Origin of the sequence: Actinoplanes sp. NPDC048988, assembly GCF_043197815.1 — a bacterium.
GTDB lineage: Bacteria > Actinomycetota > Actinomycetes > Mycobacteriales > Micromonosporaceae > Actinoplanes.
Genome location: NZ_JBICTW010000004.1, coordinates 583,981 through 604,179 on the forward strand (window position 1 = coordinate 583,981; position 20,199 = coordinate 604,179).

The 20,199-nt window shown below is 72.2% G+C and carries 21 protein-coding genes; 8 read left to right on the forward strand and 13 right to left on the reverse strand.

Annotation, left to right across the window (positions count from 1 at the left end):
- Positions 1-7: 7 nt before the first annotated feature.
- Together ACGFJ7_RS17095 and ACGFJ7_RS17100 are read right to left on the reverse strand one after the other, a co-directional pair.
- Positions 8-1,156: an acyltransferase gene (locus ACGFJ7_RS17095; RefSeq protein ID WP_360240418.1), complete on the reverse strand. Its 1,149-nt coding sequence runs from the start codon at positions 1,154-1,156 to the stop codon at positions 8-10.
- 115 nt (positions 1,157-1,271) lie between these two features.
- The gene (locus ACGFJ7_RS17100) at positions 1,272-2,084 is read right to left on the reverse strand and encodes a hypothetical protein (RefSeq protein WP_360240421.1); all 813 of its coding nucleotides are present in this window, start codon (positions 2,082-2,084) and stop codon (positions 1,272-1,274) included.
- Positions 2,085-2,211: 127 nt separating this feature from the next.
- Between ACGFJ7_RS17100 and ACGFJ7_RS17105 the strand changes: the two genes are divergently transcribed.
- Positions 2,212-3,177, forward strand: coding sequence for a serine hydrolase (locus ACGFJ7_RS17105; RefSeq protein WP_360240424.1), 966 nt, complete (start codon positions 2,212-2,214; stop codon positions 3,175-3,177).
- Here ACGFJ7_RS17105 and ACGFJ7_RS17110 read toward each other — a convergent pair.
- The 3 genes from ACGFJ7_RS17110 to ACGFJ7_RS17120 are packed head-to-tail and all read right to left on the reverse strand — an operon-like array spanning position 3,174 to position 5,052.
- Positions 3,174-3,779, reverse strand: a complete 606-nt coding sequence (locus tag ACGFJ7_RS17110; RefSeq protein WP_360240427.1) for a VTT domain-containing protein — start codon at positions 3,777-3,779, stop codon at positions 3,174-3,176. The two genes, ACGFJ7_RS17105 and ACGFJ7_RS17110, sit on opposite strands and share 4 nt — an antisense overlap.
- Positions 3,779-4,555, reverse strand: a complete 777-nt coding sequence (locus ACGFJ7_RS17115) for an MBL fold metallo-hydrolase (RefSeq protein WP_360240430.1) — start codon at positions 4,553-4,555, stop codon at positions 3,779-3,781. The genes ACGFJ7_RS17110 and ACGFJ7_RS17115 overlap by 1 nt, the downstream gene beginning before the upstream one ends.
- Positions 4,552-5,052: a DUF1990 domain-containing protein gene (locus tag ACGFJ7_RS17120; protein ID WP_360240433.1), complete on the reverse strand. Its 501-nt coding sequence runs from the start codon at positions 5,050-5,052 to the stop codon at positions 4,552-4,554. The genes ACGFJ7_RS17115 and ACGFJ7_RS17120 overlap by 4 nt, the downstream gene beginning before the upstream one ends.
- Positions 5,053-5,081: 29 nt before the next feature.
- Between ACGFJ7_RS17120 and ACGFJ7_RS17125 the strand changes: the two genes are divergently transcribed.
- Genes ACGFJ7_RS17125 through ACGFJ7_RS17140 form a run of 4 tightly spaced genes read left to right on the forward strand, consistent with a single transcriptional unit; the run spans position 5,082 to position 9,343 of the window.
- Positions 5,082-6,083 (forward strand): diacylglycerol/lipid kinase family protein, encoded by a 1,002-nt coding sequence (locus ACGFJ7_RS17125; protein WP_392642667.1) that lies wholly within the window; start codon positions 5,082-5,084, stop codon positions 6,081-6,083.
- On the forward strand, positions 6,076-7,083 hold the full coding sequence (locus tag ACGFJ7_RS17130) for a YihY/virulence factor BrkB family protein (protein ID WP_360240439.1): 1,008 nt from the start codon (positions 6,076-6,078) through the stop codon (positions 7,081-7,083). The genes ACGFJ7_RS17125 and ACGFJ7_RS17130 overlap by 8 nt, the downstream gene beginning before the upstream one ends.
- A 41-nt stretch (positions 7,084-7,124) precedes the next feature.
- Positions 7,125-8,594 carry a phosphatase PAP2 family protein gene (locus ACGFJ7_RS17135; RefSeq protein ID WP_360240442.1) on the forward strand — a complete coding sequence of 490 codons (1,470 nt, stop codon included), beginning with the start codon at positions 7,125-7,127 and terminating at the stop codon, positions 8,592-8,594.
- Positions 8,591-9,343, forward strand: coding sequence for an endonuclease/exonuclease/phosphatase family protein (locus ACGFJ7_RS17140; protein WP_360240445.1), 753 nt, complete (start codon positions 8,591-8,593; stop codon positions 9,341-9,343). Before ACGFJ7_RS17135 ends, ACGFJ7_RS17140 begins: the two co-directional genes overlap by 4 nt.
- On the opposite strand, the gene ACGFJ7_RS17145 is transcribed toward ACGFJ7_RS17140, so the two are convergent.
- From ACGFJ7_RS17145 to ACGFJ7_RS17160, 4 genes are all read right to left on the reverse strand, one after another.
- A complete protein-coding gene (locus ACGFJ7_RS17145; protein WP_360243479.1) occupies positions 9,338-10,276 on the reverse strand; it encodes a serine hydrolase domain-containing protein in 939 nt (312 codons plus the stop codon). The genes ACGFJ7_RS17140 and ACGFJ7_RS17145 overlap by 6 nt on opposite strands.
- Before the next feature lie 90 nt (positions 10,277-10,366).
- Positions 10,367-11,083 carry a carbon-nitrogen hydrolase family protein gene (locus ACGFJ7_RS17150; RefSeq protein WP_360240448.1) on the reverse strand — a complete coding sequence of 239 codons (717 nt, stop codon included), beginning with the start codon at positions 11,081-11,083 and terminating at the stop codon, positions 10,367-10,369.
- A gap of 78 nt (positions 11,084-11,161) precedes the next feature.
- Positions 11,162-12,448, reverse strand: coding sequence for an FAD/NAD(P)-binding protein (locus ACGFJ7_RS17155; protein WP_360240451.1), 1,287 nt, complete (start codon positions 12,446-12,448; stop codon positions 11,162-11,164).
- Positions 12,449-12,462: 14 nt separating this feature from the next.
- The gene (locus ACGFJ7_RS17160) at positions 12,463-14,022 is read right to left on the reverse strand and encodes a winged helix-turn-helix domain-containing protein (protein WP_360240454.1); all 1,560 of its coding nucleotides are present in this window, start codon (positions 14,020-14,022) and stop codon (positions 12,463-12,465) included.
- A 160-nt stretch (positions 14,023-14,182) separates the two neighbouring features.
- Between ACGFJ7_RS17160 and ACGFJ7_RS17165 the strand changes: the two genes are divergently transcribed.
- A complete protein-coding gene (locus ACGFJ7_RS17165) occupies positions 14,183-14,692 on the forward strand; it encodes a flavin reductase family protein (RefSeq protein WP_360240457.1) in 510 nt (169 codons plus the stop codon).
- A gap of 21 nt (positions 14,693-14,713) precedes the next feature.
- Positions 14,714-15,184: an NAD(P)H-dependent oxidoreductase gene (locus tag ACGFJ7_RS17170; RefSeq protein ID WP_360240460.1), complete on the forward strand. Its 471-nt coding sequence runs from the start codon at positions 14,714-14,716 to the stop codon at positions 15,182-15,184.
- A gap of 187 nt (positions 15,185-15,371) precedes the next feature.
- On the opposite strand, the gene ACGFJ7_RS17175 is transcribed toward ACGFJ7_RS17170, so the two are convergent.
- On the reverse strand, positions 15,372-17,018 hold the full coding sequence (locus ACGFJ7_RS17175) for a S8 family serine peptidase (protein WP_392642668.1): 1,647 nt from the start codon (positions 17,016-17,018) through the stop codon (positions 15,372-15,374).
- Positions 17,019-17,204: 186 nt separating this feature from the next.
- On the opposite strand from ACGFJ7_RS17175, the gene ACGFJ7_RS17180 reads away from it, so the two are divergent.
- Positions 17,205-17,327 carry a ribosomal protein bL36 gene (locus ACGFJ7_RS17180; protein ID WP_127501833.1) on the forward strand — a complete coding sequence of 41 codons (123 nt, stop codon included), beginning with the start codon at positions 17,205-17,207 and terminating at the stop codon, positions 17,325-17,327.
- Between the two features lie 96 nt (positions 17,328-17,423).
- Here the strand turns inward: ACGFJ7_RS17180 and ACGFJ7_RS17185 are convergent, their stop codons facing one another.
- From ACGFJ7_RS17185 to ACGFJ7_RS17195, 3 genes are read right to left on the reverse strand one after another with little or no spacing between them, the layout of a single operon-like run.
- The gene (locus ACGFJ7_RS17185) at positions 17,424-18,050 is read right to left on the reverse strand and encodes a response regulator (protein WP_392642669.1); all 627 of its coding nucleotides are present in this window, start codon (positions 18,048-18,050) and stop codon (positions 17,424-17,426) included.
- A gap of 46 nt (positions 18,051-18,096) precedes the next feature.
- Positions 18,097-19,257 carry a sensor histidine kinase gene (locus tag ACGFJ7_RS17190; protein ID WP_392642670.1) on the reverse strand — a complete coding sequence of 387 codons (1,161 nt, stop codon included), beginning with the start codon at positions 19,255-19,257 and terminating at the stop codon, positions 18,097-18,099.
- 36 nt (positions 19,258-19,293) lie between these two features.
- Positions 19,294-20,199: a hypothetical protein gene (locus ACGFJ7_RS17195; RefSeq protein ID WP_392642671.1), complete on the reverse strand. Its 906-nt coding sequence runs from the start codon at positions 20,197-20,199 to the stop codon at positions 19,294-19,296.

The following is a 20,199-nucleotide window of genomic DNA, read 5'->3' on the forward strand; positions in this document are numbered from 1 at the left end:
GATTCCCTCACGCTCGGGTCGCCCGATCTGCCGTGATCGGTTGCCGCCGGCCCCGCACGAAAACGCGGATCAAAGGTGCGAGCGGACGCTCGACGTAGCGGTGGATCAGCCAGGCCACGGTGAGCAGGACGACGACGGCTCCCCCGATCAGTATCGGCGCCGGCAGCCCGGTCGCGGTGTGAAAGGTGCGGATCAGGCTGTAGCCGACCCGCTGATGCAGCAGGTAGAACGGGTAGGTGAGCGCGCCCGCCGTGCCCAGCCAACTCCAGGTGATTCGGTCGGTGGCGCCGAGGGCGATGGCCAGCAGGATGCCGTACGCCATGGTGAGCAGCACCGGCGCCGGCCAGACCGCGACCTCGAAGCCGGGACGCAGGTCCAGCGCCCGTACGTGCACGTGGTGCAAGCTGACCAGCCAGCAGGCGGCCAACAGCGCCCACGACCACCGGTCGGAGCGGTCACGGCGCAGCATGAACATGGTCATGCCCGCGATGAAGTACGGCGCGAAGTCCGGCATCACGACCTGCTCGAGCGATGCCCCCGGGAAGGCCGGCAGGAGCACGGCGGCCGTCAGCCATCCGGCGCCGAGCAGCCGCACCCGCTTGCCGGTGAGCCCGGCGGCGAGCATGCAGGCGACGATCAGATAGAACCGGAACTCACACCAGAGCGTCCAGTACACGGTGTCGACCAGCGGCCTGTTCAAAGGTTCCGCCAGCATCGTCAGGTTGATCAGCACGTCCGGGCCGCCTGGCAGGGGCGGAAACGGCAGTCCGCCGCTGATCGGCAGCACCGTGCTGACCACGGCGGTGATCAGGACGCACACCCATAAGGCCGGGTACAGCCGGGCGGCGCGGGAGGCGGCGAACCCGCGGAGGGTGCGCCCCCAGCCGCTCATCAGGATGACGAACCCGCTGATCAGGAAGAACACTTCGACGCCGAGGAAGCCGTAGATCAACACCGGCGCGGCGTCCGGGAGGAAGTACGCGGGTGGGTGCACCCCGTCCAACCGCCAGGAGTCCCCGAAGTGGTAGCCGGCCACGGCCAGCGCGCACACCAGCCGCAATCCGTCCAGCGCGTACAGCCGAGGCGTGCGTTCAGGCGCGGGGCCGGACTCACCTCGCACGGCCGCGGGGGCGGGGGCGAGACTGACTGTCGTCATCGGCTGCTCCTGGTGATCCGGGGGGACGTGATCGCGTCCGGTCACACATGTGCAGCGCGGGCTCCAGAGCTACAGGTGATACAGCTCACTCTCTGAACAGAAGGTCAGGGGCCGGTCAGGCCTTGCGATCGTCGACCCGCTCCTCGCCACGGCGGCGGAGGAGTTTGAGGCCGGGGAGGCCGGCGATGGCCAGGTGCAGGTCTTCGGTGACCTCGAGGAGCTTGTGGAGGTCGGGCCCGACCTGGTCGAGCTTGTTCAGCAGAGGCATCACGTCATCGACGAGGTGCGAGCGCAGGGCCGGCAGGGTGTCGATCATGCGGATGGCGGCGGTGACCTCCTCCTGCGAGAGCTCGTCGACGAAACGGCGGGCCAGTGGGGCGCCCTTGCGCAGCGGCCCGGCGTACTCGTTGAGCAGGCCGGTCGCCTCCTGGGCGGCCGATTCGGCCTGGCCGACCACGCCGGCGGCGGCGTCGCTGATACCGCCGGCCTTGTCGACCAGGGCGCCGGCCCGGTCGGCGGTCGTGCCCGCGCGGTCGACCAAGGCGCCGGCGGCGTCGGCGGTGGTGGCGGCTCGCTCGACCAGGAGGGCGGCGGCGTCGGCGGTCAGAGCGGCCCGCTGGACCAGGGCGTCGGCGTCGCCGGCGGTGGAGCCGGCTCGGTCTACCAAGGTGGCGGCGGCGGTGGCTGTCTGCCGGGCGTCGGACACTGTCTTCTCGGCTGTGTCGACGACTGTCGAGACGCGGTGGATCAGGGTTTCGGCCTGGTCGGCTATCACCGTCACGCGGCTGACCAAAAGTTCGGCCTGGCCCAGGAGGCCGACCACCCGTACCGGGACGGTGACGGCGGCCGCCGCTGTCTCCACCACCTGACCGACGGCGGCGCGGGTCAGGTCGGCGACGGTGGCGGGAGACAAGAACGGGAAGCGCATTCTTCCATCATGCGCCAGCGGGACACCTCACGTTTCGTGACCGTCGGCGCGCCATCGGTGGAAAGTCACTGTCAACTTCTTATGTACCGGGGGTCGGGTCGCCCATGATGCGGTCGGACACGGCACTATGGCAGGCGTGCGACGTACGCGAAACTGGATCTTGGCCGTGGCGGCAGTGGGGGTCCTGGGAGGTGCGGGGTTGGTCGGCGCGGGAATGATGAACGACGACGACGGCGGTACGCAGGCCGTGGCCGGTACGTTCGAGGGCGCGACCGCCCCGGCGGCGAAAGCCACCACGACCGCCGCGCCGGCGCCCGCGCCCCGGGTGACGACGCCGGCCGGCCCGACCGCGGCCGAGCTGGCCGCCGCCGAGCGGGCCAAGCGGGTCAAGGCGCTCGACGCCGCCCTCAAGAAGTACGCGGCGTCCACGCCCGAGTTCTCCGTGGCCGTGCTCGACCGGCGGACGGGGCAGAAATACTCGTACCGCGGCACCGAGAAATACGAGACCGCCAGCGTGGTCAAGGTGCAGGTGCTGGCCTGTCTGCTGCTCACCGCGCAGGACGCCGGCCGCGATCTCACCTCGACCGAGCTGGCTCTGGCCAAGCGCATGATCCGGCTCAGCGACAACGACGCCACCACCTCGCTGTTCAGCAAGCTCGGGCGGGCGCCGGCGGTGGGCGCCTGCAACAAGCGGCTCGGCTTGACCCAGACCAAGGTCAGCAGCTCGTGGGGCCTGACCCGCACGACCGTCGACGACCAGGTGCGGCTGCTCGGTGAGCTGGTCGACACCAAGGGGCCGCTGGACGCCGACTCCCGCAAGCTGGCCTACACGCTGATGAGCACCGTCGACGCCAGCCAGGACTGGGGTGTGCCGGCCGCCGCGCGGACCGGCGAGAAGTTCACCGTCAAGAACGGCTGGCTGGCCCGTTCGACCGAGAACAACCGCTGGATCATCAACACGGTCGGCCGGGTCACCGGCAGCGGCACGGACGTCTCCATCGCCGTCCTGTCGCACAACAACGGCACCATGTCCGGCGGCATCTCCGTGGTGGAGAAGGTCGCCAAGATGACCCGGCAGTACCTGAAGTACTAGGCCTCCGACGGCGTTTCGGGGGAGGTCGACGAGGGGGCCTGGGCGGCGGCCGTACGGCGTTTGCTGATCCAGGAGATGCTCTGGTTGACGATCAGGATCAGGGCCACGGCCGCGATCACGCCCTGCCACGGCTCGGGGAAGATCGAGCCGCCGGCCACGCCGATCGTGGCGTAGACCGTGGCCCAGAGGGCGCAGGCCGGGGCGTTGGCCACCACGAAGGTGCGCCACGGCATGCCGAGGAAGGCCGCGGCCAGCAGCACCGGCACCCGGCCGCCCGGGATGAGCCGGGAGACCAGCAGCACCGGGACCTGGCTGCGGTGCAGGCGCTCCTTCACGCTGACCAGGTGTTCCTCGTCGCGCAGCCAGCGCATGCGGCGGGCCAGTTTCTCGCCGCCGACCCGGCAGACCGCGTACATGACCAGGTCTCCGACGTACGCGGCGGCCGCGCCGGCCGCGATGACCAGCACGATGGTGAGCGGGCGGTGTTCGTGGAAGGCCAGGGCGGCGGCGCCGCTGACGGCGGCGCCGGTCGGCACGACCGGGATGATCGCGCCGAAGGCGACCACGGCGAAGAGCCAGGCGAGCGCTCCGAGCAGGGCCATCACGCCGTACGGCCGATCGTCAGGGTCTCGCCGTGCGCCAGCACGCGCACCTGGGTGTCGGGAGCGATCAGCTCGGCGTGCCGGACGAACTGGACGCCCGGGTCGTGGAACATGTGCGAGCGCACCCGGCTCAGCCCGATCGGCCAGAACGTGCCGTAGTGCACGGGCACGGCCCAGCTGGCCTTGGCCCGGTGCACCGCCTCGGCCGCGGCGGCCGGGTCGAGGTGGTGGGTGGCGCTGAGCGACGGGCCCCAGCCGCCGACCGGGATGAGGGCCAGGTCGAGCGGGGCGAATTCGCTCATCTCGTCGAACAGGCCGGTGTCGCCGGCGTGCCACGTCCGGGCGGCGCCCTCGATCACGTAGCCGACGGCGATCGCCTTGTCCCGCGACCACGGGCCACGGCCGCCGTCGTGGGCGGCCGGGACCGCGCGCACCTTCAGGCGCCCCACGGTGGTCTCGTCGCCCGGCGCCAGCTCGACCGTGCGGTCCGCGTACGCCGAACCGAGGGTCTTGGCGACGAAGGCGCGGGCCCCGCGCGGCACGATCAGCGGCGGCTCGCCCTCGACCGCGCGCAGCGACGCCAGGTGGAAGTGGTCGACGTGCAGGTGGGACAGGAGCACGCCGTCGGGCGCGCCGGGCAGCCGCGGTGTCGGGCCGGCCATCCGCTTGAGATGGGCGAAGCGGTCGCTGAGCACCGGGTCGGTCAGCAGGGTCGTGCCGGAGTCGGACAGCCACACGGTGCTGTGGCCCCACCAGGTGACCGAGGTCGTACTCACGGGTTCACGGTACAGAGCCGCTTCAGCGCGCGGCCGCACGCACGGGCGTACAAGTGCTGGAAGAAGACCGCGACCGGACCGCCCAGCCGCATCAAAGGCCTGGCCGGACGGCTGTAGGCCGTCACGGTGAACCAGACCCTGTCCCGCTCGTCACGCTCGACCACGAACGCCTCCTCGCCCGAGGCCTGATGGCCGGGGAGGGTGCCGTATCCGAACCCGATCCGGTCGCCCTCGAGCGACGACCAGACGACCTCGCAGGGGACGGTCAGCGGGCCGGCCCCGACGCTGAGCCGTACGCCCGGCGCCGCCGGCGATGCCGAAGCGGTCACCGTGGCCCCGGTGGCCCGGTGCATGCGGAAGGTCACCACCGCCTCACCGGCACGGCGGTGGAGATCGGCGCCCGTACCCAGGGGGGTCCGATAGAACAGGTGGCGGAAACCGGGCGGCCGCTCGCCCGTGCGCGTGCCGCCGACGGGCGAATAGGTCAAGTCACTCACTCCCCCAGTGTTTCCCATCCGGGTGACGAATGATTCTCGAGTGTCTCGGGCAAACTGTGCGCGTGACCGGACCCCGCAGTGCAGTCGTCTACAACCCCGCCAAGGTGCCCGACCTCGATCAGCTGCGCCGGATCATCGGCGAAGGTCTGTCGAGCGTGGGCTGGCCCGAGCCGTCCTGGTACGAGACCACCGCCTCCGATCCCGGCCGGGGCCAGGCCGAGCAGGCCGTGAAGGACGGGGCCGAGCTGGTCTTCGCCTGCGGCGGCGACGGCACGGTGATGGCGGTGGTGACCGCCCTGGCCGGCTCCGACGTGACCATGGCGGTGCTGCCGGCCGGCACCGGCAACCTGCTGGCGGCCAACCTGGGCCTCGGCGCCGACCCGGCGACCGGCGTGCAGGTGGCCATCGAGGGTGGCCGGCGCCGCATCGACGTGGGCGTGGTCGAGGGCGGCCAGTGCTTCGCGGTGATGGCCGGCATGGGCTTCGACGCGCAGATGCTGGCCGGCACGTCCGAGACGGCCAAGAAGAGGATCGGCTGGCTGGCGTACGTCGGTGGGGCCCTGCGCCATCTGCGGGACCGCCCGATGCGGGCGCGGATCGTGCTCGACGGCGGCCCGCCGATGCCCCGGCAGGCGCGGACCGTGATCGTCGGCAACGTGGGCCGGCTCCAGGGCGGCGTACGGCTGCTCCAGGAGGCCGACCCGGCCGACGGCAAGCTCGACGTGGCGATCCTGAGCCCGAACAACCTGGGTCACTGGGCGCGGCTGTCGTGGGCCGTGGTGCGCCGCCAGAAGCGGGTGCCGCTGATGGAGACGTACTCGGCCGAGCGCGTCGAGATCCACACCCGGCAGGTCCAGCCGCGGCAGCTCGACGGCGACCTCATCGACTCCGGCCGCCAACTCAAGATCCACGTCAAGCCCTCGGCGCTTCTGCTCTGCGTTCCGGTTCCGGCCGGCGATCCCGATCTGGCGTACGACGTGAGCAGCGCGGCGGAAGCAGCCGAGGACATTCGCGAGGCCGCGCGTGAGTAGTACCTCGCCGGTCCCCGAGACGCGCGACATGAGCGGGGACGAGCTCTCCGCCGACGACGCTTTCCTGGCCCTCAAGAAGTACGGCCGGTGGCCGCTGATCCGCGACGCGTTCGTCCGGTTCCGGTACGGCGACGGTTTCAGCCACGCCCGCGCGTTCGCGTTCCAGCTCTGCCTGGCGATCGTGCCGTTCCTGATCGCGCTGGCCGGTCTCGCCGCCGACCTGGGTGTCGAGTCCGGCGGTCAGGTGGTGGCCGACACCGTGCTGGCGCTGACCCCGGGCGCGAGCGACCCCCTCGTACGGGACCTGCTGGAGAACGACGAGCGCACCCGGGACGCCGGCGAGGTCGCGCTGGCCCTCGGCCTGATCACCGGGATGGTCGCGCTGACCACCGCGATGGCCCAGATCGAGCGCGGCGCCAACCGGATCTACGGCGTCGAACGGGACCGGCCGGCCCTGTTCAAATACCTGCGGGCGACCTTGCTCATGGCGTTCGCCGGCGTGCCCGCGCTGATCGGCTTCCTGCTGCTGGTCGCCGGCCGCCCGTTCGGCGAGGCGGCGGAGTCGCACTGGGAGTGGGGCGGCACGCTGCGGGTGGCCTGGGACGTGGTCCGCTGGCCGCTGAGCCTGGCCCTGATCGTGGTCGCGGTCGGGTTGCTGTTCAAGTACAGCCCGCGCCGCCACCAGCCCGGCCTGACCTGGCTGATCTTCGGCGCGGTGGTGTCGACGGTGCTGTGGTGGATGGCCAGCCTGATGCTGGCCGGCTACGTGCGCTTCGGCCCCTCGTTCGGCGCCACGTACGGGCCGCTGACCGCGATCATGGCCTTGTTGCTGTGGGCCAACCTGACCGGGATCGCGCTCTTCCTGGGCATCGCGTTCGCCGCCCAGCTGGAGGCCGCCCGCGTCGGCGTACCCCAACCGGCCGTAGCCGACAAATGGGAACCAACCCCCGAGCTACCGCATCAGAGGCACCACGGTGTACGGAAGGAGCCCACCGGGTAAATCGGGTCCACCCCCGATCGATTCCCCTGGAGGAACCCGCCGTGACCGACGAACACCGCGTGGTCGAGCGCGCCGGCTGGGCACCCGTGCGGCACTTCGCCGAGCGCAGCGTCGCCGGCCTGGCCGCGGTGGTCCTGGCCGGCCTGGCGTTCGGTACGTTGTTGCTGCTCGTGCGCTTCCACTGGACGCCGCTGCGCGAGCTCGACCAGTCGATCGCCTCCGGTCTGAACGACCTGGTCGCACCCCACCCGGCCGTGGTCAAGGTGCTCACCACGATCACCGCGGCCGGCGGGCGGACGACCCTGTTCGCCCTGACGATCATGATGATCCTGCTGCTGCTGATCCGCCGCCTGCCTCGGCTGGCGATCTACCTGGCGGTCACCGGCCTCGGCGCGCTGCTGCTCGACCCGTCGCTGAAGGCCCTGGTCGGCCGGGTCCGCCCGGTCGTCGCCGACCCGATCGCGTACGGGCAGGGCAACAGCTTCCCGAGCGGGCACACCCTCGGGGCGACCATCGTGTACGGGATGCTGGCGCTGGTCATCCTGTCGGCGACCCGCCGCTTCCGCCCGCTGGTGATCACGCTGGCCGCGGTGGTGATCGTGGCCGTCGGCCTGACCCGCATCGCGCTCGGCGTGCACTTCCTCTCCGACGTGCTGGCCGGCTGGTTCCTCGGACTGGCCTGGATCAGCGTCACCGCGTACGCCTTCCGGGTGTGGCGCCGCGAGGCCGGCCACCCCGACCACGCGCTGACCGAGGGCCTGGAGCCGGAGGCCAAGACCGACCTGGCCCCCGCGCCGGCCGAGGACCGGGTGCTGCCGCACCCGTGGGCGAAGGGCGCCGAGATCCTGGTCGGCTGGGTGCTCACGTTCGGCCTGCTCTACGTGGTCGGCTACTCGCTGACCCGCTGGACACCGTTCGCCGGCTTCGACGACGGCGTACCGCGCTGGCTCCAGACGTTCCGCACCGAACGGCTCGACGACCTCAGCTGGGCGGCCAGCAAGGCCGGCGACACCCACGCCATCCTGCTCATCTCGCTGGTCTTCTGCCCGCTCGCGCTGGCCCTGTGGCGCCAGTGGCGCCCGGTGCTGTTCCTGGTGCTGACGATGGTCGGCGAGCTCACCCTGTTCCTCTGCTCGGCGGCCGCGGTCGGCCGCCCGCGTCCCCCGGTCGAGCAGCTCGACGGCCAGATGCCCACGTCGTCGTTCCCGTCCGGGCACATCGCCGCCACCATGTGCGTCTGGGTGGCGATCGCGGTGATCTGCATGGCCCGCGTGCACCAGTGGTGGCGCTGGGTCTTCGTCGGCCTGGCCGTCCTGATGCCGGCCATCGTGGCGCTCTCCCGCATGTACCGCGGCATGCACCACCCGTCCGACATGCTCGGCGCGGCCCTGCTGACGGCCTGCTGGATCGGCGTCCTGTACTGGGTGATCCGCCCGAACGCCCACGCCGTGACAGTCTCCGAGGCAGCATCGGAAGTCTCCCGTCCGCGTTCGGAGCCGGTGGCCGCATGAAGTTCATGACCTGGAACATCAAGACCGGCGGCGGCAAGCGTCTGCCGGCCATCGCCGCGGTGATCAACCGCGCCAAGCCGGACCTGCTGGCCATGCAGGAGTTGCGCGACTTCGCGCCGTCTTTCGCGGAGTCGGTCGGCATGGTGCCGTACGTGTCCCGCTCGGTCTTCGGCCAGCCGGTCGCCGTGCTGGTCCGGCCCCCGCTGACCGTCTCGGCCAGCGCCGAGGTGCGGTGGCAGCTGCACCACGCGGCCTCGATCGTGCGGGTGCCCACGTCGGCCGGCCTGCTGACCGTGGTGAGCGCGCACCTGAACCCGTTCGCCCCGTACCGCCGCATGCGCGAGGCGATCTGGCTCGCGCACCGCTACCGCGCCCACCCCGGCCCCACCCTGATCGCGGGCGACCTGAACGGCCTGAACCCCGGCACCGACCACACGGCGACGCTGGCCCCGCAGCCCGGCTTCCTGCGCCGCCGCCACCTCGCGGCGGACGGCTCGGCCGACACCCGGGCGGTCGGCGCCTTCCTCGACGCCGGCTTCGTCGACCTGTGGAACGTGGCCGGTTCCGGCAACCCGCTGACCGTGCCCACCACGAACGGCGGCGGCCGCGAGTTCTCCCGCATGCGCCTGGACTACGTGCTGGCCAGCCCGTCACTGGCCGGATTCGCCCACGACATGACGGTCATCCGGGGCGACGAGACCGAGTACGCCTCGGACCACTACCCGGTGGCGGTGACCCTCGATCTATAGGATCACCTCCGCCAGCAGCGTGGCCGGAACCAGCCCCTGATCGGGCCGGTCGTAGTTGCCGGTGACGATGGCGGCGACGAGCTCCCGGCCGGGAACCACGACGAGGCGTTGCCCGCCGTTGCCCATCGCCGCCACGAACCCGTCCTCGACATACCACTGATAGCCGTAGCGCGGCCCCCACTCCGTCACGAACCGGGGCCGCAGCATGGCCTCGATCCAGCCGGCCGGGACGATCCCGCGACCGCCCGCCAGCACGAGCTCACCGATCCGGGCCAGGTCGCGCGGGGCGAGCCGCAGCCCCGAGGCCGCCGACGGCACGCCGTCCCGGCCGGTCAGCCACCCGAAATCCCGGATGCCGAGCGGCCCGAACAGCTTCCCCGCCGCGTACTCGGGCAGGCTCCGCCCGGTGCCGTCGGCGAGCAGCTTGCCGAGCAGCGCGGTGGCGCCGCCGCAGTAGGACCAGCGCTCCCCCGGCGGCCCCACGATCGGCCGCTCCAGCACGAACCGGTACCGGTCGGCGGCCATCTCCATCGCGATCTCGGCGTTGGCCGGGCTGTCGTACGGCGGATCCTCCCGCCACTCCAGCCCGAGCGACATGGTGAGCGCGTGCTCGACGGTGAGCCGCGCCCGCCCGGCGTCGCGCGCGAGATCGGGATAGTCCGGGAAGTAGCGCAGAAGCGGCTCCTGGGGCTCCGGAACCAGCCCTTCGCCGAGCGCGATGCCGTAGAGCAGCGCGGTCACGCTCTTGGTGACCGAGCGGAGGTCGTGCAGAACCGCGGGCCCGAACGCGACGGCGCCCAGCGGGGTGGCCCAGCTGACGTCCGGCCCCTCGCCGTAATGCTCCAGCACGGTCCGGCCACCCTGGACGACCACCACCCCGTGCAGGCCGTCCAGCTCACCGGCCGCCAGCAGCTCGTCCAGGCGCTCACGCATCGATGTCGTCACGGAAGACAGCCTGGCACGATCGGCGCCTCGACGGCCCGTTGTCCACAGGGGAAAAAAGTGTGCCGGATTTGCCCGCTTTCACAACTCCGCGACGACGAAGCCCGTGGTCATCGAGGGGACCTGGGCCACCACCCGGCCGTCCGGGTCGAGGACGCTGGTCGGGCCCCAGCCGACGCGGCCGGGGTCGCGCTCACCGGTGACGTCGGCCGAGACGATCCACAGGCCGGTCTCGCGGGCGCGGTCGGCGCGGATGGCGTGGTGCAGGTCCTTCCAGTGCTCGGCCTTGTCCCTCGGCATCATGTTCTGCGACGACACGAGCAGGACCCGGGCACCCCGCGCGGCCACGGCGGCGGCCACGGCCGGGAAGCGGGTGTCGTAGCAGATGTTGATGCCGAAGCGGACGCCCGCCAGGTCGAAGACCGGATAGTCGTCGCCGGGCGTGAAGACGGCCTCGCCGGGAACCAACCGCGTCTTGCGGTACGCACCGAGCAGCCGTCCGCCGTGGATCACCGCGGCGGTGTTGTGGAAGCGGTCGCCGTCGCGTTCGAGCATCCCCAGCACGAGGGCGGGCCGCAGCGGGGCCAGCCGCCGGAGGATCGCCGCGAAGGGCGGCGAGTCCAGGGCCAGGGCGTGCCGGCGTACGTGGTCGCCGGTCACCAGATAGCCCTGAAGAAAGCCCTCCGGAAAGAGCAGCAGGTCAGCACCGGCGGCGTCGGCGGCGAACCGCTCGACGCAGGCCAGCGCCGCCTCGACGTCACCCAGGATCTCCGGGGTCTGACACGCCGCGATCCGCACCGGGCCAGCGTAGACCGAGGCCGCCGTGATCTGGGACGAGGAGGTGACGAGCGCGCGGCGAACGTGGTGGACGCTGGATCAGGCCGGAACCGGGGACATGCCGCAGGCCAGGACCCGGGCCTGGGCTCGGATCTCCGGGACCGCGGTGGTCTCCCAGCGGGCGCCCCGGCGCAGCGGGCCGATCAGCCACAGGTTGTCGCGGGCGTGGCCGTCGGCGCCGATCAGGTGGCCGGCGTCGTCGATGTCCAGGCCGAGGCCGTGCGGGCCCACGCGGGCCTGGCCCGCGTCGAGCAGGCTGCCCACGAATCCGCCCGCGGCGGCGGGGAGGCGGCCGGGGCCGGCGCAGTTGATGACCGCGCCGAACCACTGGACGCCCGCCTCCAGCTCGACCAGCAGGCCGCCGGCGGGTGGGGCCGTCATCGAGCGGACGCCGCCCGCGCGGACCTCCAGGCGGCCTTCCGCGCGCAGTTCGGCCACCCGGCTGCCCACCGACGGGGCCATCCGGTGGCGGTGACACTCCCACGGGCGGGCCAGGTGGCGCAGGAACGCCTCCTGCTCGTCGGGGGTCAGCGCGGTCCAGAGCTGGTCCAAATACGGGCGCAGGCCGTCGACCACCGCGCGCCAGTCGCCGGCGCGGGCCGCCTCGGCCCGGACCGCGCGGACCACGTCGCGCAGGGTGGTGCAGTCGTCCAGGGCCAGGCCGACCGGCGGGGCCGCGACCGCGGTGTGGGTCAGCGGCAACTGACCTCGGCGGCTGACCGCCGTGATCGGGGCGTCGCGGTCACGGTCGGCGGTGAGGGTCAGCGCCACGTCGACGGCGGTCAGGCCGGCGCCGACCAGCATCACCGGCACGTCGGACGGGATGGCGTCGAGCACGCCGGGCGCCCACGGGTCGGCGATGTAGTCGGGGTGGTCGGGGCGGGCCGCCGGCTGCGCGGGAGCCGGGTTGCCGGTGGCCACCACGATCTCGTCGGCGCGCACGGTCGAGCCGTCGTCCAGAGCCAGGCCCCCGGTGACGAGAGCGCGGGCACGGGCCGGCCGCACCTCGAGTCGCTCACCGAAGGAGGCGGCCGTCTCCGCGAAAACCGACCGCAGGTAGCGGCCGTACTCCGTCCGCGGGCGGAAGTCGTCGGGGGTGCTCCCGGACCACCGGGTGAAGTGCCCGAGGTCGTCGGGGTCGGCGCTCATGGCGCCGGCCCGGGAGTTGAGCAGATGCCACGGGCGGGCCGAGCCGTAGGCCAGGCCGCCGCCCGGCTCGTCCGGCTCGATCAGCACCACCCGGTCGTCGCCGCCGCGCAGCAGCTCCCGGGTGGCCAGCACGCCGGCGCAACCGCCACCGACGACCGCTACGGTCCGCTTGGACATGTGTGGAACCCCGATCAGGAAGAAACAACGACAGCGGCGTCGTCGGCCAGACGGTAGCCGAGCCCGTAGACCGTGGTGACGACCTCCGGGTCGGACAGCTTGGTGCGCAGGCGGCTGACGTGCACGTCGACCGTGCGGTTGGTGGTGTGCGTGTGCCCCCACACCTGGGCCAGCAGCTGGCTGCGGCTGAACACCTGGCGCGGGTGCCGGGCCAGGAAGAGCAGCAGATCGTACTCGAGGCGGCTCAGGTCGAGCGGCTGCCCGTCGCGGGTGGCGGTGCGCGCTTTCGGGTCGAGCCGCAGGGCGGTCCCGCCGACCGGTTCGACGGCCACCTCGACGGCCGTGCCGGCCGCGTCGACCAGGTCGCGCAGCGCGGCCAGCACCCGGTCGCGGCCGGCGCCCTCGCCTCCGGCGATGCTGATGGTCACCGTGACCGGCGGCTCGGCGAGGTCGGGCACCGGTCGCAGGCGGGCGATGCGGGAGCGCGGAACGGGCGGATGGGCGACGGCGAGCGCGGACATGTGGGTCCTCCTCGGGGGTGCGGGCCGGTGGGCCGCTGGAATAATACATTTCCTATCTGTTCGATAGGTCAAAACACGCGCAACGAGGGCGGACTCACACCTCCAGCGGTGGGTCGTAGGCCCGGATCGGCGGCAGCGGCGCGGGCGCACCACGTCACCGTCGGCGACACCGCGGGCCTGCGGGTCGGCCGGACGCATCCGCACCGGCTCGCGACCGGACCGCTTCGCGGCCTGCGAGAATCCGCCCATGTCGAACGGGGAGTGCAGCCGCGTGGCGGTCTGATTGCAGATCAAGACCATTTCCCCGTACGCCGGTGAGCCCGGCCGAGGCGCATAGATCGGGCATCCCGGGCATTCCGGATAGCCGAAGCCGGCCACCGTCGCCGAGTAAAGCTCGATCCGCCCGCTCGGCGTGTCCAGCGGCTCGCCGTCCCGGAAATCCGCGAAGAGCACCGTGTCGTCACGCCGCTCCATTTCGCCCGCCGCCCAGAACTCGTCGAAGGACTTCTTCGGCTCGGCCCGCCACCGCCCGTAGAGGTGACGCAGCCACTCCCGACTGGAGCGCCCCTGGGTGAAGGCCTCGGCGTAGCCGGCCCAGAGGGGCTGCTCGCCGAACGGGGCGCGCTGCAGCGACCAGCTCACGGTGATGAACGTGCGGCCGGCGGCCATCCGCCGGGCCAGGGCGAACATCAGCGCCACATCGGTGCCGGGTTTCAGCGGCAGCCACCCGCCCCGGGAAGAGGGCAGGTCGTCGCCCAGCGGTGAGATCGAGACGATCTCACCCCGGGCCGCCGCCACATGACGCTCGACGTCGTGGGTAGCCCGGCCGCCGGCCGTCACGCCGACCAGGTCAAGGGCGAGATCCCAGGAGATTTCCTCGTACGAGTCGTAGCCGCGCCCGGCCGAGCGACGGCGCACCGAGCGACGGCGCACCGAGGGGCGCGCCACCCGGGAGCGATGACGCCGGGCACCCGGGATGTGGCCGAGCAGGGGCGACGGATGGGCGTCACCACGATGCCACTGCCGTACGACAGGAATCGTGGGAGCGGACATGGACCAACCTTGCGGGCCGCAATGCCGCCATGTCAACCATACTCCCTAGGTTTACTAGGATATGAGAACACCATTGACATCACGACAAGGCGGGACGCACGGTGGGGTCATGCGCGTTCGCCATCTCAATCTGTGGACGCGACGTTCTTAGGAGACTTCCGTGACCGTCAGTTCGCTCGTGGACGCCGATCTCTTCCGGGCCCTGCTGCGCCGCCACGCCGCTGCCGTCGTGGTCATCACCGCTCCGGGCGCGCCCGGCCAGGCCCCCGCCGGATTCACCGCCACCTCGTTCACCTCCGTCTCCCTCGACCCGCCGCTGGTCTCGTTCTGCCTCGCCCACAGCGCCTCGGCCTGGCCGGCGATCGCCGCCTCGGCGACGGTCGCCGTGCACGTGCTGACCGAGGAGCAGGAACAGGTCGCGCGAACCTTCTCGACCAAGAACATCGACCGCTTCGCCACCCACGGCGCCTGGGAGCGCGGCCCCGGCGGGGTGCCGCTGCTCGACGGCGTGCTGGCCCGCATCGTCTGCCGCGTCGACCAGCGCGTCGAGGCCGGCGACCACACGATCGTGCTGGCCACGCCCGAACACGGCTGGCATCACGAGGACCACACCGCGGCCCCGCTCGTCTACCACGACGGGCGATACACCCAACTGGGCCGTGCCGCTTGACCACCTCTCGCTAGGAGAATCATGAGTCGCATCGTCGTCGTGTCCGGCAATCCCCGTCCGGGCTCGCGCACCTCGGTGCTCGCCACCGCCGTCGGCGCCGCCCTGGCCGGCACCGGGACGCCGGAAGTCATCGAGGTGGGCGCGCTCGGCCCGGGCCTGCTGACACCCGGGGACGCGGCGACCGCCGCCGCCCTCGACGCCGTCCAGGGCGCCGACGTGCTGGTCATCGCCACCCCGACCTACAAGGGCAGCTACACCGGCGTCCTCAAGGTGCTGCTGGACAACCTGCCGGCGCGGGCCCTGGCCGGCAAGCGGGCCGTGCCGGTGGTCACGGCCGGCGTCGCCCCGCAGGCGGCGGCGGCCGAGGCGCTGCTGCGCCGGCTGCTCACCGAGCTCGGCGCGGACGTCGCGGCCGGCCTGCCGGTGGTCGAGTCGGACCTGCCGGAGACCGCCGCGATCGCCGAGAAGTACGCGGCCACCTTCACCGCGTGAATGATTTTCAGCTTTTACCCAGCTCGGTCCTAGCTTTCTGAGAGCCGGGATCCGTAACCTCGTTATCGGTTCGGCCGAAGGCATCCGCCCCGCCCACGCCGAGCCGGGCAACACACCGCACCCGGCCCCCGTCCCGCTCGTCGATGCCGTGCCCCCGGTCGTCGAGCGGGACGGGCCGGCCTGACCCTCAGGCGACCTCGATGGTGTAGGTGCGGATCACCCTGTTGCCCCAGCCGTCCGCGAAGGCCGCCGTGAAGGTTCCGGCGCCCGCGACCGCCGGCACACCCTCGATGACACCGTTCGCGCGCAGCGTCAGTCCCTCCGGCAGCGAACCCGCGGTCACCGACCACGACCCGGCACGCCCGTCGGCGACGCTGAGCGCCGCCTCGAAGCCGGCGCCCACGACGCCCTGGGGCATCGCGACCGGGTTGATGACCGGCACGGTGTTGCGGATCGTCACCGCGAGGGTGCGCGTGACCGCGTACGGAACGAAATCGGTGAATTTGACGGTGACCTTCGCCGTGCCCCGGCCCGTCGGCGTGCCGGTGATGACGCCGCCGGCGGAGAGCTTGAGGCCGGTCGGCAGGCGGCCCGCGGTGAGGCTCCACGTGCCCTTGCGGCTCGCCGACAGCGTGATCTTCGCGGCGCGGTTGGCGGCGACCACGACGGCGGCCGACCTGATGACCGGCTTGGCCGGCGGCCCGGGCACGAAGAGCAGCCGGTTGGGCGAGCCGTGGGCGTCCTTGACCTTGTTCTTGGTGGAGTAGGTGACCAGGTAGTTGCGGACCTGGGCCGGGCTCATCCCCGGGTTGGCGTCCAGGGCCAGCGCGGCCGCGCCGGCCACGTGCGGCGAGGCCATCGAGGTGCCGTCCATGACCGCGGAGGCGGAATTGCTCCAGGCGTACGCGGAACGGATGCCCACGCCCGGCGCGAACAGGTCGAGCGACGCCCCGAAGTTGGAGAAGCCCGCCCGGCGGTCCCTGCCGTCGGTGGCGCCCACGGTGATCGCGGCCGGCAGTCCGGCCGGGCTCGTGTTGGTGGCGTTGGCGTCCTCGTTGCCGGCGGCCACCACGTAGGTGACACCCGCGTTGATGGATTTCTGGATGCTGGCCTCGAGCGCCGGGCTGAACGCGCCGCCCATGCTCATGTTGGCCACGGCCGGCTTGACCGCGTTGGCCGTGACCCAGTTGACGCCGGCGATGACCTGCGACAGCGAGCCCTCGCCGGCGCAGTCGAGGACCCGGACGGCGACCAGGCGCACCCGCTTGGCGACGCCGAAGCGGGTGCCGCCGATGGTGCCGGCCACGTGCGTACCGTGCCCGTTGCAGTCGGCGGCGAAGCCGTCGCCGTCGACCGCGTCGTAGCCGTAGGTGGCCCGGCCGCCCGCGAACTCGGCATGGGTGATCCGGATACCGGTGTCGATGACGTACGCGTGGACGGCGCTGCCGTCGTCGGTCGGCGTGAACGACTTGGACAGCTTGACCGGCCGCTGGTCGATGCGGTCGAGGTTCCAGCTCGGGTTGCGCTGAGTTCCTTCCAGGCGCAGCCGGCGGTCCTGCTCGATGGAGCGGACCTCGGGGTCGGCGGCGAGGCGGCGGGCCTGTTTCGCGCTCATCTCGGCCACGAAGACGCCGTCGCCACCGGCGGCCATCGCCGCGACGTCACCCTTGGGGGCGTGCTCGTCGAGCGTGACGATGTAGCGCCCGGGAATCGCGCCGGGCGCGCCGGCCCCGATGACCGTCCCTTCGCCGGTCGCGCCCAAGGCGGGAACGGCCGTACCGGACACGGCGACAACGGCGGCGGTGACCAGGGTCCCGAGGGTTCGCTTGCGCATGCCCGTCGGATCGGCCGCCGCGCGGCCCCACCTGATGCCCGCCCGATGATCACTCCGAGACCGCAACCAGCAGCCCGGACCGATCGGTCCGAATTCCTCGCCCGTACGGAAATAGGGGGCTCACCAGTGGCGTTACCTCCATTGCGTCTGGCGAACCGCAAGCCGGCGCGGAAAGAGGGAGATCCCATGAAGGTCCGCAACTCGCTGCGTTCGCTGAAGAGCAAGCCGGGCAGCGTCGTCACCCGTCGCCGCGGCCGCCAGGTGGTCATCAACAAGAAGAACCCCCGCTGGAACGGCCGCCAGGGCTGACCGGCGCGCTGGCGCGACAGCGTTGCAGTGATCGTATAGCTTGACAGCCGCAGGGCCGGAGATCCGCCGCCACGGATCTCCGGCCTTTCGATGTTTTCAAGCCTGGTGAGCGGTCAGCGCCAGCCGTACGCGGTTGGGACTGTTCGTCTTCGTCATCAGCGCCGTGATGTGCGTCTTCACGGTGGTCACCCCGATGTGCAGCCGCTCGGCGATCTCCGCGTTGGACAGCCCCTCACCGACCAGCCCCAGAACGTCGCGCTCCCGCGCGGTGAGCCCGTCGACCGGCCGCCGGCGCTCACTGCCGGCCCCGACCGCCCGCCGCACGAGCCGCCGCAGGACATCCTGACTGAACGGGCTGTCCCCGGCCGCGACCCGCCTGATCCCGTCCAGCAACTCGGACGGCGGCGCGTCCTTGAGCAGGAACCCGGCCGCACCCGCGGTGAGCGCCGGGTAGAGGTGGTCGTCGTCCCCGAACGTGGTCAGCACCAGCACCCGCGTGGCGGGCCGCCCCGCGAGGATGCGGCTGGTCGCACTGATCCCGTCCACCCCCGGCATGCGCAGATCCATCACCACGACATCGGGCCGGAGCCGCTCGGCCAGAGCGATCGCCTCCCGCCCGTCCCCGGCCTCCCCCACCACTTCGAGGTCACCCTCGGCCTCACACAGCATCCGCAGCCCCGCCCTAATGAGCTGCTGGTCGTCCACGAGAAGCACCCGAATCACACGCCCACCCCCACGCCGCCATCCGCCCGGCCGGGCCATTCCCGCCTCACGCTGTCGCCCCCTCCGCCGCGCCGTTGTGCGCGGGTAGCACTGCCGAAACCCGCCAGCCCGAGCCGGCGGGGCCGGCGGTCAGTTCACCGCCGAGGACGGCGACCCGCTCGTGCATGCCGGTCAGGCCGTGGCCGCCGCCGGGTGGGGCGGACGCCGGTGGAGCGCCGCCCTCATCGGCGACCTCCCACCACACGTTCTCCTCCTCGACGCTCACGCGCAGCCGGGCCACGGCGGCCGGGCCGGCGTGTTTGGCCACGTTGGTCAGTGCCTCCTGGGTCAGGCGGAGAACAGCCATCGCCCGTACGGCATCCAAACCGCCGACCGCCTCGTCGATGTCGGCTTCCACGGTGAGGCCGGTCATGCGGGCCCGCTCCACGGCCGCTCCGAGCGCGGCCGGCAGCGCGCCCGGCTCGATCGCGGTGAAAGCGGCGTCACCGCGTACGGCGGAAGGGTCTCGCAGAGCCGCGACCAAGCGACGGAGATCAGCCAGCGCGGTCGTGCCCGTGCCGTGGACGTCGTCGAGCACCGCGGAGATCCGAGGATCGAGGCCCGGCACGACATGGCGGGCGACACCCACCCGCAACACCATCGAGGCGACATGATGCGCCACGACGTCGTGCAACTCCCGGGCGATCGCGCTGCGCTCGTCGGCCCGGTCGGCCCGCGCCTCCGACTCCCGGCGGCGCGCCTCCTCGGCCTCGCGGCGGCGCCGCTGCTCGCCCAGCTCGTGGTTCGTGCGCACGACCAGGCCGAGCAGGAGCGGCAGCCCCACCGGCAGCAGCAGCTCGACGGGCCGCTCGGCCCCCAGCACGACATGCACCGCCAGCAGCAGCACCGTGCCGGACCAGTAGACGACCGGGCGGGCCGCCCACGCCACCAGTTCGGCCAGCATCCAGCTCGAGCCGACCACGTTGATCGTCGGGTCGTCGACCAGCAGGAGCGCCAGCACGAGCAGGGCGGTCTGCACGAGCAGGCTGACCAGCGGCCACCGGATCAGGGCGAGGATCGCGACGAAGGCGCCGAGCGCGAGGATCAGCTGCGGCGGGGACGGTCTGGTGGGCTCGTTGAGGTACAGGTAGCCGAGGCCGCTGAGGTCGAGCAGCACGAGACGCAGCCACGCGTCGCGGCGATCGAACAGACGCTCTACCCAGCCCATGCCCGCCAGCCTAGGCCGCGAACGGAGCCGCTTCGGTCATCCAACTCGCGCACTCCGCACGATCAGGGTGCCGGCGATGAGCGTGGCCACCACGACAGCACCGGCCGCCGCCAGCGTCGCGGCGTCGGGCGCCAGCAAGGGCTGACCACGCAGCGCCTGCCACGTGACGATCGCGACCGTCGCCGCGTAGGCGGACGCGGCCGTCAGCAGCAGACGCGTGCTCTGGCTCGTGCCGAGGCGGGTGCGGGTGAGCAGGAACGCCAGCAGCGGCAGCGCCTGCAGGCCGTGCATGCCGATGAAGTGGCCGACGCGCAGGTCGCCGCCGGTGGTGCTCCATCCGGTCAGGGGCAGGCCGGGGCCGCCGTCAGGCACGCCGACCGCGTGGGCGCCGCTGATGCCGTCGATGCCGGTGTCAGTCGACATGACCATCGGTATGGCGGCCAGGAAGCCGAGCAGGGCCAGGAGCAGGCCGAGGCGGATTCCGTACGCCGCGACCCGGTCGGGGAGGCGCTGCCTCAGGGCCACCACCGCGACCACGAGGTGGGCCACGAACAGCACCATGATCGAGGCGCCCATGATCGACCAGAGGCGGCTGTCGAAGGGAGTCGTGTCGTTGTAGTGACTGCGGTGGCCGCGGGCCGCCTGGAACGTGATGATCGCGACCTCGACGACGGAGACCGCGACGATCACGGTGGACGACCATTCGGCGAGGCGGCTGCGGCGGGGCAGCACCGACAGGATCCAGGCCAGCGTGAAGCCGTACACCGCGAAGCTGACGGCGAACTTGAACGGCTTGAGCCAGACGTTCGCGCCGAGCAGGGTCCGGTCGTCGACGGCGAGCCCGGCCGCGGTGACGAGCGCCAGCACGGCCATCGCGGCGGTGAGCGTCAGCAGCGGCCGATGCCGGCGTTGCCGGCCGGTGCGGGCAGTCGTGGTTGTCAT